The sequence below is a fragment of the Onishia niordana genome (assembly GCF_004798965.1).
Taxonomy (GTDB): domain Bacteria; phylum Pseudomonadota; class Gammaproteobacteria; order Pseudomonadales; family Halomonadaceae; genus Onishia; species Onishia niordana.
Genome location: NZ_SDSD01000008.1, coordinates 1 through 15,635, shown reverse-complemented (window position 1 = coordinate 15,635; position 15,635 = coordinate 1). Strand labels below are relative to the sequence as shown.

Below are 15,635 nucleotides of genomic sequence, written 5' to 3'. Positions count from 1 at the left end.
CAAAATATGAAACTTACTTCACATGAAGCATATCCAGATTACCCCCGCCTGGTACTTCAGCGACGAAGCCGGTAACCAGCTCGATGACAAACTCTTCACGCTGCTCGAGGCGGTGCATCGCCACGGCAAGCTGACCCAGGCCGCTAAGACGGTGGGCATCTCCTATCGCCACGCTTGGAACCTGCTCAACAAGTGGGAAGATTTCTTCGGCATCGCCCTGGTCGATCTCGAGCGAGGGCGGGGAGCCCGGCTGTCGGCGCTGGGCGAGAAGCTGTTGTGGGCCGAGCAGCGGGTGATTGCGAGGCTGGGGCCGCAGCTGGAGAGTCTTGGCTCGGAACTCAACCTGGCCATCCAGCAGACCCTGGAGGGGGTGAAGCCGGTGCTGCGCCTTTATGCCAGCCATGGCTATGCCGTCGAGCTGCTGCCCAAGCACCTCCATGAGCTGCGCCTCGACCTGCAATACTGCAGCCCTCGTGAGGCCCTGGCGGCGCTGCATCGCGGTGCCTGTGACCTAGCCGGCTTCCACCTGCCGCACGGCGAGGTCGGCCAGCGGGTTAGCCGGGAGTACCGAAACTTGCTGAAGCCCAGGAGCTATCGCGCTTTGCGCTTCAGCACCCGTCGCCAAGGGTTGATGGTCGTGTCGGGTAACCCGTTGGGCATCGGAGGGCTCGCCGACCTGGCACGCGGGGAGGCGCGCTTCATCAATCGCCAGGCGACCTCGGGGACGCGGGCACTGTTGGATGGGCTGCTCGCGGAGGCCGGCCTGTCACCCGCGGGTATTCGTGGCTATGAGCTCGAGGAATACACCCACTCGGCGGTGGCGGCCTATGTCGCCGCTGACATGGCGGACGTAGGCTTCGGGGTAGAAGCAGCAGCGCAGCGTTTCGGCTTGGATTTTGTGCCACTGGCCCTGGAGGATTATCTGTTGATCTGCCATCGGCGCAGCCTCGCCGAACCCAAGCTTCAGGCGCTGTGTCGGGTGCTCGAGGGCGAGGCATTTCAGGCGGAGGTGGCCGAGCTGCCTGGCTATACGCCGGACCGGTGCGGTCAGGTGGACGGCATCGAGGCGCTTTTGCCTGATTGATAGTGGGGGCCGTCTTCTCTCTAGGTGGCTGACCTGTCAGACGGATGTGTTTTTCCGGGTGATGGCACCAGTGCCGACAAACCTAGCAATTCAAGCACCCGCCGTGGCGGGTGTCTGAGCGTTCGCGGGACGGCCATGGAGTTAGCCCTTGGGGTCGAGGATCTTGACCGTCTGTACGTCCTGTTGCTTCTGTTCCTCGCGGACCTGATTGACCCGCGTCTCCATCTCGGGGATCCCGTCGTCGTCGATGGGTAGCTGTTCGAAGAAGTCGCAGCTCACGCAGTCACGATAGCGGATGCCGTTCTGTTCCCAGCTGCGCACCCGGTCCATGGCCGCGCAGCGGGGGCAAACGACGCCGGCGATGAAGCGTTTGGTGGCGGACATGATATCTCCTGGTCGGTTGTTGGGTCAGGCGCTTGTCGCTTGACGCCTCAGGCGGCACGAATGCCGCAATGGCGAAGCAGCGGTTCGATGCTCGGTTCGCGACCACGAAAGGCCTCGAATAGCACGGCGGCATCCTTGGAGCCGCCTTGCTCGAGGATCTCGGTGCGAAAGCGCCGCCCGGTTTCTGGGTCGAAGATACCGGCTTCCTCGAAGGCACTCCAGGCATCGGCGGACAACACCTCGGCCCACTTGTAACTGTAGTAGCCCGCCGCGTAGCCACCGGCGAAGATGTGGCCGAAGCTATTCTGGAAGCGATTGAAGGAGGCCCTGGGTACCACCGCGACCTGATCGCGCACCTCGTCGAGCAGCGTCTGAATGTCGGCGGCGCTGGGAGTCTTGAGTTCGTGATGCAGGCGGAAGTCGAACAGTGAGAATTCGATCTGGCGCGCCATGCCCATCGCCGACTGAAAGTTCTTGGCGGCGATGAGCTTGTCGAACAGTTCCTCAGGAAGCGGCTCGCCGCTGTCGACGTGACCGGCGATCAGGTCTAGCCCCTCACGTTCCCAGCAGAAGTTCTCCATGAACTGGCTGGGTAGCTCCACCGCGTCCCAGGCCACGCCGTTGATGCCGGAAATATCGGCAACGGTCTGGCGGGTCAGCATGTGGTGCAGGCCGTGGCCGAACTCATGGAAGAGGGTGGTGACCTCGTCATGGGTCAAGAGCGCGGGCTTGTCGCCGACCGGGCGCGTGAAGTTGCAGGTCAGATAGGCCACCGGTAACTGCACGCCGTGGTCGGTCTGACGCCGTACTCGGCATTCATCCATCCAGGCGCCGCCGCGTTTGCCTTCACGGGCGTAGAGATCCAGATAGAAGCCGGCGATCGGTTCGTCGTTCTCGAGGATAGTGAAGTAGCGCACGTCCTGATGGTAGCGCGGGGCTTTCTCGTCTTCCTCGAAGCGCACGTTGTAGAGCCGTTCGACCACCTTGAACAGGCCATCCACCACCTGGGGGGCCGGGAAGTAGGGGCGCAGCTGCTCATCGGAGATGGCGTAACGGGTTTCGCGCAGCTTCTCACTTACATAGCCCACATCCCAGGGCGCCAGCTCGGTCATGGACAGTGACTCGCGGGCGAAGGTCTCGAGCTCGGCGTATTCCTCGCGGGCCTGGGGCACGGCGCGGGCGGCCAGATCCTCGAGGAAGCCGATGACCTGGGTCGGGCCATTGGCCATCTTGGTGGTCAGCGAATAGTCGGCGTAGGTGGCGAAACCCAGCAGCTCGGCAAGCTCATGGCGCAGCGCCAGGGTCTCTTCCATCACCGGGGCGTTGTCGAACTCGGAGGCATTGGGCCCCACATCGGAGGCGCGGGTGACGAAGGCGGTGTAGACCTCTTCGCGTAGGCTGCGATCTTGGGCATGGGTCATCACCGGGAAGAAGCTCGGAAAGTCCAGGGTGATGCGATAGCCCTCGATGCCCTTGGCCTCGGCGTTGGCCTTGAGGGTCTCCCGCGCGCTTTGCGGCAGGCCGGCCAGGGCGTCTTCGTCGACGATGTCCTTGTGCCAGGCCTGGGTGGCATCCAGCAGCTGGTTGGAATAGGTGTTGGCAAGCTCGGAGAGTCGCGCCTGGATCTCGCCATAGCGGCGCTTCTGGGCCTCGGGCAGGTCGACCCCGGCCAGGCGGAAGTCGCGCAGGGTGTTGTCGATGCTGCGCTGCTGGGCCTCGCTGAGATCGCCGAAGGCCGGTGACTGCCGGAGTGCCTGGAAGGCGCGGAACAGGCCCGCGTGCTGGCCAAGCCAGGTGCTGTACTCGGACAACTTGCCAATACAGGCTTGATAGGCCTCGCGCAGGGCCGGGGAATTCATGGTGCCATTCAGGTGCGAGACCGGCGACCAGGCCTGCGACAGGCGGTCATTGAGGGCCTCCAGCGGTGCAGCAAGGCTCTCCCAGGTCGGCGTCTGGTGCTCGGCGTGAGCGACCAGCTCCTCGATGGCAACACGGTTGTCGGCAAGCAATGTCTCGATGGCCGGCACCACGTGTTCGGGCTCGATCGCGTCGAAGGGCGGCAGGGTATGTGTCTCGAGCAGCGGATTGTGGGCCTGCGGGTGGCGGGACATGGTCAGCCTCGTGGAAAGGGGCGTCGCGGTCGCGAACGCCCGGGTGAAGTCCGGGTGACGCCTTGGCGTCAATCTGACGTGATTGTTGCCTTAGATGGAGGCGACCGCCAGCGGTTTCAATGCGACAGCAAGGCGTCATGGCGGCCGCGGCGTTGGCGGGCTCGATTGGCCCACCGTGGCGGGCCTGCTAGGCTTGCGGCTTCTTGGTCCCTTGCGATGTGCGCAGCTTAAGGAATTGATTCGATGAACGAGACACTGGAACGCTGGACGACTCGGCGCGCCTTCATCCTCGCCGTGACAGGTGCGGCGGTGGGCCTGGGTAATATCTGGCGATTCCCTTATATGACCGGCGAGAACGGCGGCTCCGCCTTCCTGCTGCTCTACGTGGCCTTCGTGCTGCTGTTGGGGCTGCCGGTGATGATGGCCGAGATCCTGGTCGGTCGCGCCGGACGGCGCAGTCCTTCTCAGTCGCTGGCGCATCTGGCGATGTCTGCCGGCCGCTCGCCGCATTGGCGTTGGCTTGGGCTGTTCGGCGCACTGACGGTGTTCTTGATCCTGTCCTTCTACTCGGTGGTCTCGGGTTGGTCGATCGAGTATCTGGTCGAATCGCTCAGCGGTAACTTTGCCGGCATGACGCCACCCGAGGTCGGCGGCATGTTCGATGCCTTCCTCGCCGATCCGCTGCGCATGACCTTCAACCACACCCTGTTCATGCTGCTGACCATGACGGTGGTGGCCGGCGGTGTCTCCGATGGCCTGGAGAAGCTCAATAACCTGCTGATGCCGATGCTTTATCTGCTGTTGATCGTGCTGGCGGGCTATGCGGCGACCACCGATGGTTTCGGCCCAGCGCTTGCCTGGCTGTTCACGCCCAACCCTGCCGCCATCACCATTGAGGTAGTGCTCAACGCCATGGGCCACGCCTTCTTTACCCTGGCGGTAGGTGCCTGTGCGTTGATGGCCTATGGCGCCTACATGCCCGATCACCAGAGCCTACCGAGGGCCGCCGCCGCGGTGGCGGTGCTCGATGTGCTGGTGGCATTGCTTGCCGGTATCGCCATCTTCTCGGTGGTGTTCTCTCAGGGCATGGACCCGGGCGAGGGCCCGGGGCTCATGTTCGTGACGCTGCCGATCGCCTTCGCCGAGCTGCCTGGTGGCTCGATCTGGCTCTCGATCTTCTTCCTGCTGTTGCTGCTGGCCACCTGGACGTCCTCGATCAACCTCGCCGAGCCGATGGTGGCGGGTCTGCAGGGATTGGGGCTGAAGCGCGGCCAGGCCGCGGCGATCATTGGCGTGGCGGTATGGGTCGTGGGTCTGCTGTCGGTGCTGTCCTTCTCGACCATGGCCGATGTCGACTGGATCGGTGACATGAACTTCTTCGATCTGGTCACCACCGTGCCCACCGATCTCTTCCTGCCGGTGGGCGGTCTCTTGATCGCCATCTTCGCCGCCTGGGTGATGCCTCGCGACACCGCCCTGCGAGCGCTGGATGCCGGGCCCAATGGCTTTCGTCTGTGGCAGGCACTGGTGCGCTATGTGTCGATCCCGCTGGTGGTGGTGGTGCTGGCGTCAGGGTTGATCTAGTTCATCTAGCCCGTTGCCCGCCTCGTGCATCAGCCTTGGGTGCGCTTTATGTAGCGTGCCATGGGCGCTGATAGCGGCGAGGCGGCAAGCCCCGCTAGGATGGGAACATTGAACGGTGAAGGTGACGTCGGTGGCGGGTGTGGCCCGCCGCTCGAGCCAGAGATAACGGAGGATAGGTACATGCAAGACGGTCTGAGAACGCATAAGGGCCATACCCCGCATCTTGGCGAGCGGGTTTATATCGACCCGGCCTGTGTGGTGTTGGGTGACGTTGAGCTGGGGGATGATTGCTCGGTCTGGCCGATGGCGGTGGTGCGCGGTGACATGCACCGCATCCGTATCGGTGCGCGCACCAGCGTTCAGGATGGCAGCGTGCTGCATATCACCCACGCCAGCGACTTCAATCCTGGCGGTCACCCGCTGACCATCGGCGAGGACGTGACCATCGGCCACAAGGCGATCCTGCACGGTTGCACACTCGGCAACCGGATTCTGGTGGGCATGGGCGCGACCGTCATGGATGGCGCCGTGGTCGAGGATGAAGTGATCATCGCCGCCGGTGCTCTGGTCACGCCGGGCAAGCGCCTGGAGAGCGGCTTCGTCTATGGCGGCAGCCCGGCCAAGGCGCTGCGCCCGCTCAAGGATAGCGAGCATGCCTTCTTTCGCTATACCGCGGGCAATTACGTCAAGCTGAAGGACGACTATTTGAGCGAAGCGCTGGGATAAGCACGCTTTCTGGACATCGGGTAAAGCCAAGTCGTTGTTTTTTCATGCCAAGGCGGGCGATAATCTGGTTTTCTATCCAGTGGTTGAGTCCCGGGCATGGCCAATTTTTCAACTCACATCAGCGTGGCCGCCGCCGGCGGCGCTCTGGCGGCCATCAGTGGCTGGCAGGCCGGCTGGTGGAGCATGGCCGATGCCGCACCGCTGGCCGCCCTGGTGACCTTTGGCGGCATCCTGCCGGATATCGACTCCGATCATTCCAAGGCGATCCGCCTGATCTTCAACCTCTTCGCGGTATTTGCGGTAATCGTCGGTGTCCTGATGCTGCAGGCCCGCCTTTCCCCGGGGCAGCTGGTGGTGGCGTGCGGCGGGCTCTATCTGGGCGTGCGCTATTTGGCGGGAGCGGTCTTCAAACGCTTCACCGTGCACCGGGGGATCTGGCATTCGCTACTGGCCAGTGGCCTATGCGCGCTGATCACCACGGCGCTGAGCTACCGGCTGTTTGCTCAGGATGCCGAGATCGCCTGGCTGCAGGGGCTGGCGCTGTGGCTGGGTAGCGTGATCCACCTGCTGCTCGACGAGTTATACAGCGTCGATCTGATGGGCGGGCGGCTCAAGCGCTCCTTTGGCACAGCACTCAAGCTCTGCGACCTGCGCGAGCCCGGCAACTCGGTGCTGATGCTGCTGTTGGCCGCGGGGCTCTCGCCCTGGTTGCCTCCCTGGCCGGTGCTGATGGGCATCCTTCATCATGGCACCTGGTTTTTACGCTGATAGCAGAAAGCCAAACGGGCGATACGCAATGCTGCTCTGCGCTGCCACACTCAGGCGCGATCAGCCCGAGCGGGCGGTTGGGCTAATCGTGAGCGGCCTGGCGATAGTCCTCGGGTTTCAGGGCGTATTTCTTGAGCTTGTCGTAAAGGGTCTTGCGGGGCAGGCCCAGATGCACGCAGATATCATGAATGCGTCCGCGGTGGCTCGCCAGTGACTGACTGATCAGGCTCTTCTCGAATAACTCCACCTGTTGGGGCAGGGCCAGTTCGCTGGCGCCTACATCAGCGCCTTCGAGTAGCGCATCCAGCCGGTAGTCGTAGGCAGCACCGAGCAATACGAAGCGCTCGGCCAGGTTCCTGAGTTCCCGCACGTTGCCTGGCCAGTCGTGAGCCAGCAGCACCGAGATATCGGTGGCAGTGAGCGGTGGGGCCTCGAGCCCGCTGCGGTTGGCGGCGACCACCGCAAAGTGCTGGAACAATAGTGGGATGTCCTCGCGGCGCTCGCGTAACGACGGTATGGGCAGAGTGACCACGTTGAGTCGGTAGTAGAGATCCTCGCGGAAGCGGCCGTCCTCGGCGGCGGCCTTGAGGTCGGCCTTGGTGGCGGCGATCACGCGGATGTTGAGCGGTATTGGTTCGTTGGCCCCCAGGCGCTCGACGAACCGCTCCTGCAGCACTCTCAGCAGCTTGACCTGCAGCGCCAGGGGCATCGATTCGATCTCGTCGAGGAATACCGTGCCGTCGTTGGCGTGCTCGAACTTGCCGATACGGCGTTCCATGGCACCGGTAAAGGCGCCCTTTTCGTGGCCGAACAACTCAGATTCGATGATGCTCTCGGGAATCGCGCCGCAGTTGATGGCAACGAAGGGCTGACCGCCGCGGCTGCTGCGCTCGTGTAGTGAGCGAGCCACCAGGTCTTTGCCGACGCCGGTCTCGCCGTAAAGCAGTACATCTGTCTCGACCTGGCTGATACGCTGGATCATCGAGGCCAGGTGCTGCATGGCCTGGGTGCGCCCCACCAGGCGCGGCCCGGGGGCCGATTGCTGGGCATCCAGCTCGGCCTTGAGGCGCCGGTTCTCGAGGCTCAGCCGGCGCTTTTCTATTCCGCGCCGTACCATTTCCACCAGCCGGTCACCGGCGAAGGGCTTCTCGAGAAAATCCCAGGCACCTTCGCGCATGGCTTCCACGGCGGTTGAGATATCGCCGTGACCGGTGACCAGGATCACCGGCAGGTCAGGGTCACGGCTTCGCACCTCGCGCAGCAGTGTCATGCCATCCATGCCGGGCATGCGGATATCGCTGACGATGACGCCGGGGAAGTCCGGCGCCAGGGTGGCGAGGGCCGCTTCTGCGCTGTCGAAGGCTTCTGGCGTATAGCCGGCGAGATCGAGGGTCTGGCCGGCGGTGATGCGCAGGTGCGCTTCGTCGTCGATGATCAGCACCGGGGTCGCCGTATCAGGCATGGGATGAAGGCTCCTGAAGAGGGGAGGTATCACGTCGTGGTGTAGTATCGGCGGGCAGGGTCACGGTGAAGATGGCGCCGCCCTGTGGCTGATTGCCGGCCGTCAGATGTCCACCCAGATCGTCTATGATACGCGAGGAAATCGATAGGCCCAGGCCCAGGCCGCTGCCCGGTGACTTGGTGGTAAAGAAGGGCTCGAAGACCCGGCTAAGAAGCGCTTCCTTAATGCCCGGGCCGTTGTCGGCGACGCTCAGGCGCACCGTAGTGTCGAGCGGCTCGATAATAAGCCTCAGTTGCTGCGACGGGGTCTCGCTCATGGCCTGCAGGGCATTGCCGATCAGGTTGACCAGCACCTGCTCGAGACGCACCAGGTCGGCACGCACCCAGGTCTCTGCCTCGGGCCAGTCGTAGATCACCTCGACGCCGGCCTCTTTGAGGCGGGCCTGATAGAGACGCAGTGCATAGCCGAAGCAGGCCGGTACCGAGACGGCGGTCAGGGTGTCGCCGCTGGGACGCGAGAACTCCTTGAGCTGAGCGCTGATCTCGGCCATTCGCTCGGTCAGCTCGACGATCTGGGCCAGATTGGCGTCGGTCGTCTCGGTGCGGCCCTGCTCGAGAAAGCGGCGGGCGTTTTCGGCATAGGCCCGCACGGCTGCCAGAGGCTGATTGAGTTCGTGATTGATGCCGGCGGCCAGCTGGCCAAGGACCGCAAGCTTGGCGGCCTGTATCAGCTCATCGCGGGTTTGGCGCAGGCTCTGCTCGGCACGGCGGCGCTCCTCGATTTCATCGGAAAGCCGACGGTTGGTGTCGACCAGGTCGCGGGTACGGTGCTCGACGTTGCGCTCCAGCTCGTCACGGGCTCTGGCAAGCGTGCGTCGCTCGCGGTCGGCGAACTGCTCGCGCTCACGACGCAGCCGGCGGCGCTGCCAGCCGTAACCACCGGCCATGGCGACCATGCCGTAGAGACCGCCGGCCAGCAGGGCGGCTTGCCATTGGGCTGTCAGAACCGGTGTCAGCGGTTTCAGGATATGCATCTGCCAGTTGAATTCGGGCATTTCGCGGCGCAGCCGCAGGTAGGGCGTGCCGGCAAGTGCTCCTTCCTTGAAGCTCACGACCTGGCCGCCTTGTGGCCGACGCTCGAGAATATCGAGGCTCGCCGGGGCGAGCGGTGCCTCGGCGTAGCGCCTCGAATCACGCAGTGCCTGGCGTTTTTCCTGGGAGAGAGGGTGCAGGGCATGCAGGCGCAGCTCGTCCCGGCTTGCCATGAAGATGATGCCGTCCCTGTCGGTGACCATTAGCTCCGCGCTTTGCGATGCCCAGGCGGCCTCCACTTCGTCGAGCAGCAGTTTGACGACCATTACGCCATCCGCTGTCTGTGCCTCGTGATTGGCAAGCCAGATCGGCGCTGAGAAGTAATAGCCGCGGGCGCGCGAACTGGTGCCAAGGCCATGGAAGCGCCCTAGGCGTCCGGCGACGGCATCCTTGTAGTAGTCACGAAAGGCGTAGTTCTGGCCGATGAAGGTATCGTCTCGCCGCCAGTTGCTGGCGGCCAGCGTGTTGCCCTGTCGGTCGAGCAGGTAAATGTCCGAGACATCGGCGGTCTCACGCATCTTGTCCAGCAGCCGATTGACCGGCATCGCCTCCTGTTGGTCGGGGGTGGCCAGGAAACGCTGCACTACCTCCCGGGAGGCGAGCATCTCGGCCAGGTAGTCGTGGCGGGATAGATGACCGTTCAGGCCTTCTGCCGAGAGACGCAGCTCGTTATGCGCCTCGTCAGTGAGATTGGAAAGTGCCTGTTCCCGGGCAAGGCTCGCTGCCTGCCAGGTGACAAGCACCAGGCCGGCGACAATCAGCAACAGCAGCGTCAGGCGCCAGGGTCGCGATAAGCGAGTCGAGTGGGCGACGCTCGAGGTGGCGCAGGCGGCTGGTCGCTGGCTCATGGGGCGCGCTCGGGAATGGCCTGCGCCCGGCGCAGGGCGCGCTGAGCACGCGTTTCGGCACGCTCGACCTCGAGCAGTCCCTCCTCGACGAATACCAGGTGTTCATGCGCCCTGAGCCTTGCGTCTTCGGCACGACCCTCGAGGATGGCATCAAGCAGTGCACGGTGCTGCTCCATCAATAGCGGACGCGAGTCCGGTTTCTCGAACAGGTGCGCGAGATTTTTGACGATGCTCTGCTCCAGCATGTCGAAGACGCCGCGGATGGTGTGCAGGATCAGGACATTATGGGCTGATTCGGCAATCGCCAGATGGAAGGCGGCATCGGCCTTGGCCTCACGCTCAGGGTCACGGCCCTCGAAGCTTGTCTTGAGCTCCTCGAAGCGGCGCAATAGCAGCTCCTTGTCGGCTGGGGTCGAGCGTAGCGCGGCATAATAGGCCGAGAGGCCTTCCATGGCATCGCGGAACTCCAGCAAATCGAGGTGGAACTCGTCGTGGCGCGATAGCATCTCGAGGAGTGGATCCTTGTAGCGGTTGTTGAGCTCCTCGGTAACGAAAGTGCCGCCCCCCTGGCGACTATTCAGCAAGCCGCGGGCGGCGAGCTTCTGAATCGCCTCGCGCAGCGAAGGGCGCGAGACGCCGAAACGCTCGGCGAGTTCGCGTTCGGGTGGCAGCCGCTGGCCGGGATTGAGGCTGCCTTCTATGATCATGGCCTCGAGGCGCTCGGTGATCACATCGGCGATGCGCGGTTGGCGGACGGTCTGATAGGCCATGGGCACACCATCATTAAAAGTAAGTTAAATTGGTAAGACCAATAATAGGTCAAGACCCCCTTTCCTGACAAGTCGAGTCGCTGCCCGGGAGTCTTGGGTTTTCAATAACTTATATTCCGCTTTTGACGGCCAATACCAAAGTATAAGCGGCAGGGCGAGGCTTAGGTTTGACACCGCTAGCTAGGCGCTTCTAGAGTTCGCCTCACGCTATCTGTAAATTGGTTTTACCAATTATCCATATGACCGATGCTAGTGATAGAGCTGCTGAGCCGGGGCTTGCCAAAGATAAGCCCTGATATTGCGCAAGCGCTGTCCGGTCACGCCTGCCTTGGTCGGCGGCTAGCATAACCGGGTGCGGATGGCGTGCTCCGCCAGGCAGGCATCCTTACGCCTGACGTCTCCAGGCCAAATGCTATCCATGTCGATAGATAGCGCCTCCATTGTACAGGGCTCGCCATGATCATTTCCGCTTCCACTGACTATCGCCAAGCTGCCAAGCGCCGCCTTCCGCCTTTTTTGTTCCATTACGCGGATGGTGGCTCCTATTCCGAGCACACGCTGCGACATAATGTCGACGACCTTGCTGATATCGGGCTGCGTCAGCGTGTGCTCAAGGATATGTCCAGCCTGTCGCTGGAAACCGAGCTCTTTGGCGAACCCATGTCCATGCCGATCGCCCTGGCTCCCGTGGGGTTGACCGGCATGTATGCGCGGCGTGGCGAGGTCCAGGCGGCGCGGGCTGCTGCCAGCAAGGGCATTCCCTTCACGCTGTCGACGGTATCGGTATGCCCCATCGACGAGGTGGCCTCGGCCATCGATCGGCCTATCTGGTTCCAGCTCTATGTGCTGAAGGACCGGGGTTTCATGAAGCATGTCCTGGAGCGTGCCAAGGCTGCCGGCGTCAAGACACTGGTCTTTACCGTCGATATGCCGGTGCCGGGCGCCCGCTATCGTGATGCGCACTCCGGTATGAGTGGCAAACATGGCGGGATCCGGCGAATGGCACAGGCGGTGACACATCCGCGCTGGGCATGGGATGTAGGCCTCCATGGTCGTCCTCATGACTTGGGCAACGTATCGGATTACCGCGGGCAGCCAACGGAGCTTGAGGATTACATCGCCTGGCTTGGCGATAATTTCGACCCTTCCATCTCCTGGAAGGACCTGGAGTGGATCCGCGAGTTCTGGGATGGCCCGATGATCATCAAGGGTATTCTCGACGCCGAGGATGCCCGTGAAGCGGTGCGCTTCGGTGCCGATGGTATTGTGGTATCCAACCATGGTGGTCGTCAGCTGGATGGTGTCCCTTCCACGGCACGTGCCTTGCCAGCGATTGCCGATGCGGTGAAAGGCGATATTGCCATTTTGGCGGATTCGGGTGTGCGTAATGGTCTCGATGTCGTGCGCATGATCGCCTCGGGTGCCGATACCGTGCTGTTGGGGCGTGCCTTCATCTATGCCCTGGCCACGGCCGGTGAGGCGGGTGTGGCCCATCTGCTCGAGTTGTTCGAAAAGGAGATGCGGGTCGCGATGACACTTACCGGCGCACATAGCATCGCCGATCTTGGCGCGGATTCGCTGGTGTCGGGTCTTGGCCACGGAGCTAAGTAAATGAAAGCACCCTATCGAGAATTGCGTGAGGCGCTGCGCGATGTAGTGCCAGCCGAGCGCTTGATCCACGACCCCTTGCGCCTTCTCGCCTACGGCAGCGATGCCAGCTTCTATCGGCTGATACCGCAACTGGTGGTGCGCCCACGTGATGAGCGGGAGTTGGTCGAGGTGTTGCGCGAATGTCATGCGCGGCGGCTGCCGGTGACCTTTCGCGCGGCGGGTACCTCGCTTTCCGGTCAGGCGTTGACCGATTCGGTGCTGATTCAGCTCAACCAGGGCTGGCGTGACTATCAGGTTCTCGACGAGGGGCGGGCGATTCGCCTGCAGCCCGGGGTGATCGGCGCTCGAGCCAATCAGTTGCTGGCGCCCTATGGCCGCAAGATCGGTCCAGATCCGGCCTCTATCAATAGCTGCATGATTGGCGGCATCGCGGCTAATAACGCCTCGGGAATGTGTTGCGGCACTGCCCAGAACAGCTACCGCACCCTGCGCGACATGCGCCTAGTGCTGGCTGACGGCGCGGTACTTGATACCGCCGACCCCGGCAGCGTGGCGGCGTTTCGCCGGAGTCATGCGTCTTTGATCGACGGTCTGGAGCGGCTTTCCGTCAACACTCGCACCGATGTGGAATTGGCCAAACGCATTCGCCACAAATATCGGCTCAAGAACACCACCGGCTATGCCTTGAACAGCCTGGTCGACTTTCGCGATGGCCTCGACATCCTTACCCACCTGATGATTGGCTCCGAGGGGACGCTGGGGTTCATCAGCAGCATTACCTACGAGACCGTGCCCGATGAGCCGGTCAAGGCCGCGGCGCTGGCCTTCTTTCCCGACATGGCGACGACCTGCCGGGCGACTATTGCCCTCAAGCAGGCGCCGGTCTCGGCCGTGGAGCTGATGGACAGGGCCGCGCTGCGTTCGGTGCAGGATCAGCCGGGTATGCCTGAGGTGCTGAGATCCTTGCCCGAAGGCGCGGCGGCGCTTTTGATCGACGTGCGCGGCGACGATGCCGCCATGCTCGAGGCCCGGGAGGCGCGCGTGCACGAAGCCCTGGAGGGGATTCGCTGCCTGGAGCCGCTGTCTTTTACGCGCGATGCCAGTCAGTACGCCCTCTATTGGAAGATTCGCAAGGGGCTGTTCCCGGCGGTGGGTGCGGTGCGCGAAACCGGCACGACCGTGGTCATCGAGGACGTGGCCTTTCCCATCGAGCGCCTCGACGAGGGGGTGCTGGCGCTCACCGAGACCTTTCATCGCCATGGCTATCAGGACGTTATCCTCTTCGGGCATGCGCTGGAGGGCAATCTGCACTTCGTCTTCCCGCAGGGCTTCGAGCGCGACGGCGAGGTCGAGCGCTACCAAGCGCTCATGGACGAGGTGGCCCAGCTGGTCGGCGTCGAGTATGGCGGGTCGTTGAAGGCCGAGCACGGTACCGGGCGTAACATGGCGCCTTATGTCGAGCTTGAGTGGGGTGCCGACGCCTATGCGCTGATGTGGCAAATCAAGGCGCTTTTTGATCCCGATAACCTGCTCAATCCTGAGGTCATCCTCAGTCGTAACAAGACGCTGCACCTTGAGAACCTGAAACCGCTGCCCGCCGCCGACCCGGTGGTCGACAAGTGCATCGAATGCGGCTTCTGTGAGTCGGTCTGCCCGTCGAAGAACCTGACCCTGACGCCTCGTCAGCGCATCGTGGTGCGTCGCGAGATCGCGCGCCTCGAAGCCCTTAAGGATGGCCAGTCTGGGGGGGCAAGTGCGGAAGAGAGTGAGCGGCTCAAGCGGCTCTGGCAGGACTATGCCTACCAGGGTATCGAGACCTGTGCCGCAGACGGTCTCTGCGCAACTCAGTGCCCGGTGGGGATCAATACCGGTGACCTGGTGCGCGATCTGCGCCATGAGCAGAGCACCGGGCAGGCGGCCACGGCGCGCCGGCTAGGGCGGCATTTTTCAGGCACCACTCGGCTGGCCCGTGGTGCCCTCAATCTGGCAAGCCTTGGTCATGCGGTTCTCGGCGATCGCGGTGCCGAAAAGGTCGGGCGTGCACTTCATCAGGGGAGCGGCGGCAGGCTTCCACAGTGGTCGCCGACCACCCCCAAGGCGGCGCCGGTGAAAGTGCTGAAGGCGTTTTCTTCGGCTGGCAATCGTGTTGGGGGCAGCAAGGATGGCGGCCAGCGTAAGGAAGGGCGCGACAAGATAGTCTACCTGCCTTCTTGTGCAACCCGGGTATTTGGCGCCGGTCATCATGATCCCGAGTCGCGCTCGGACATGGAGTTGACTCTGGCGCTGCTGGACAAGGCCGGACTCGAGGTGATCATTCCGGCCATTTCAGGCCACCTGTGTTGCGGGATGGCCTTCCAGTCCAAGGGGCAATACGCCGAGGCCGAGCACAAGGCGCGGGAGCTTAATCGTGAGCTGCTGGCGGCGAGTCAGAACGGGCGCTATCCGGTGCTCTGTGATACCAGTCCCTGTACCTTGCGCATGCAGGAGACGCTGGATGAGCGCCTTACGCTTCAGGAGCCGGTGGCTTTTGCCCATGACCATTTGCTGCCTCGTCTTGCGCTGACACCGGTCGACGAGTCGGTGGCGGTTCATGTGACCTGCTCAAGCACTCGCATGGGTCTTGCCGATAAGTTTGTGGCGCTGGCCAAGGCCTGTGCTCGTGAAGTGGTGGTGCCCGCCGAGATCACCTGTTGCGGTTTTGCTGGCGATAAAGGTTTCACCACACCTGAGCTCAACGCCTCGGCCCTCGACGGCCTGGCCGAGCAGGTCGCCGGCTGCCGGGTTGGTTATTCCAACTCACGGACCTGCGAGATCGGCTTGAGTCAGCATGGCGGCATTCCCTATCGGTCGATCCTTTCGTTGCTGGACCGGGCCACCCGGCCTGTGTCCTGACCCCTCTTTTCTTCATGAGGGCGACGCCTTATAGAGGCGTCTTTGCCCGGTAATCCAAGGGGCTGCCGGGGCTTCATTGGAGGGTGATGCATGTTCAGGTGACCCTTTGATGAAAAAGAGGGCGGAAGTCCCTTGCGTACCTCCGCGATAGTCCGTAAAGTACGCATCCGCTGCCGCCGACGAGCAAACGTCGGAAGCGGTGTAGAGTGTTGGAAGCACTTGTTTTCGTTAAGGTTTTTCGAATCGCTTGAATCGATCAGCATTGACAAAACAGCCGGAAACGGTAAAATGCGCCTCCACTCGA

11 protein-coding genes are annotated in these 15,635 nt (G+C 62.9%); 6 read left to right on the top strand and 5 right to left on the bottom strand.

Going from position 1 to position 15,635, the window contains the following annotated elements:
- Nucleotides 1-22: 22 nt before the first annotated feature.
- Nucleotides 23-1,084 carry a substrate-binding domain-containing protein gene (locus ETC27_RS13955; RefSeq protein WP_136255628.1) on the top strand — a complete coding sequence of 354 codons (1,062 nt, stop codon included), beginning with the start codon at nucleotides 23-25 and terminating at the stop codon, nucleotides 1,082-1,084.
- Between the two features lie 141 nt (nucleotides 1,085-1,225).
- Here ETC27_RS13955 and ETC27_RS13950 read toward each other — a convergent pair whose 3' ends face one another.
- Both ETC27_RS13950 and prlC read right to left on the bottom strand, forming a co-directional pair.
- Nucleotides 1,226-1,468: a YheV family putative zinc ribbon protein gene (locus ETC27_RS13950; protein ID WP_136255627.1), complete on the bottom strand. Its 243-nt coding sequence runs from the start codon at nucleotides 1,466-1,468 to the stop codon at nucleotides 1,226-1,228.
- A 47-nt stretch (nucleotides 1,469-1,515) separates the two neighbouring features.
- Entirely contained in the window at nucleotides 1,516-3,579 is a 2,064-nt protein-coding gene (prlC, locus tag ETC27_RS13945; RefSeq protein ID WP_136255626.1) for an oligopeptidase A, read from the bottom strand.
- Between the two features lie 243 nt (nucleotides 3,580-3,822).
- Here prlC and ETC27_RS13940 point away from each other — a divergent pair, with 243 nt between their 5' ends.
- The 3 genes from ETC27_RS13940 to ETC27_RS13930 all read left to right on the top strand — a co-directional run bounded on the left by ETC27_RS13940 (nucleotide 3,823) and on the right by ETC27_RS13930 (nucleotide 6,657).
- On the top strand, nucleotides 3,823-5,163 hold the full coding sequence (locus ETC27_RS13940; protein ID WP_136255625.1) for a sodium-dependent transporter: 1,341 nt from the start codon (nucleotides 3,823-3,825) through the stop codon (nucleotides 5,161-5,163).
- 180 nt (nucleotides 5,164-5,343) lie between these two features.
- Nucleotides 5,344-5,889: a gamma carbonic anhydrase family protein gene (locus tag ETC27_RS13935; protein WP_136255624.1), complete on the top strand. Its 546-nt coding sequence runs from the start codon at nucleotides 5,344-5,346 to the stop codon at nucleotides 5,887-5,889.
- A gap of 96 nt (nucleotides 5,890-5,985) precedes the next feature.
- Complete coding sequence (locus ETC27_RS13930; RefSeq protein ID WP_136255623.1) at nucleotides 5,986-6,657, top strand: metal-dependent hydrolase; 672 nt, start codon at nucleotides 5,986-5,988, stop codon at nucleotides 6,655-6,657.
- An 82-nt stretch (nucleotides 6,658-6,739) separates the two neighbouring features.
- Here the strand turns inward: ETC27_RS13930 and ETC27_RS13925 are convergent, their stop codons facing one another.
- The 3 genes from ETC27_RS13925 to ETC27_RS13915 are packed head-to-tail and all read right to left on the bottom strand — an operon-like array spanning nucleotide 6,740 to nucleotide 10,828.
- Nucleotides 6,740-8,119 (bottom strand): sigma-54-dependent transcriptional regulator, encoded by a 1,380-nt coding sequence (locus ETC27_RS13925; protein WP_136255622.1) that lies wholly within the window; start codon nucleotides 8,117-8,119, stop codon nucleotides 6,740-6,742.
- Nucleotides 8,112-10,058: a sensor histidine kinase gene (locus ETC27_RS13920; protein ID WP_136255621.1), complete on the bottom strand. Its 1,947-nt coding sequence runs from the start codon at nucleotides 10,056-10,058 to the stop codon at nucleotides 8,112-8,114. Before ETC27_RS13920 ends, ETC27_RS13925 begins: the two co-directional genes overlap by 8 nt.
- On the bottom strand, nucleotides 10,055-10,828 hold the full coding sequence (locus ETC27_RS13915) for a GntR family transcriptional regulator (RefSeq protein ID WP_136255620.1): 774 nt from the start codon (nucleotides 10,826-10,828) through the stop codon (nucleotides 10,055-10,057). Before ETC27_RS13915 ends, ETC27_RS13920 begins: the two co-directional genes overlap by 4 nt.
- Before the next feature lie 456 nt (nucleotides 10,829-11,284).
- Here ETC27_RS13915 and lldD point away from each other — a divergent pair, with 456 nt between their 5' ends.
- Entirely contained in the window at nucleotides 11,285-12,439 is a 1,155-nt protein-coding gene (gene lldD / locus ETC27_RS13910) for an FMN-dependent L-lactate dehydrogenase LldD (RefSeq protein ID WP_136255619.1), read from the top strand.
- Nucleotides 12,440-15,331, top strand: a complete 2,892-nt coding sequence (locus tag ETC27_RS13905; RefSeq protein WP_136255618.1) for an FAD-binding and (Fe-S)-binding domain-containing protein — start codon at nucleotides 12,440-12,442, stop codon at nucleotides 15,329-15,331.
- Nucleotides 15,332-15,635: the final 304 nt, after the last annotated feature.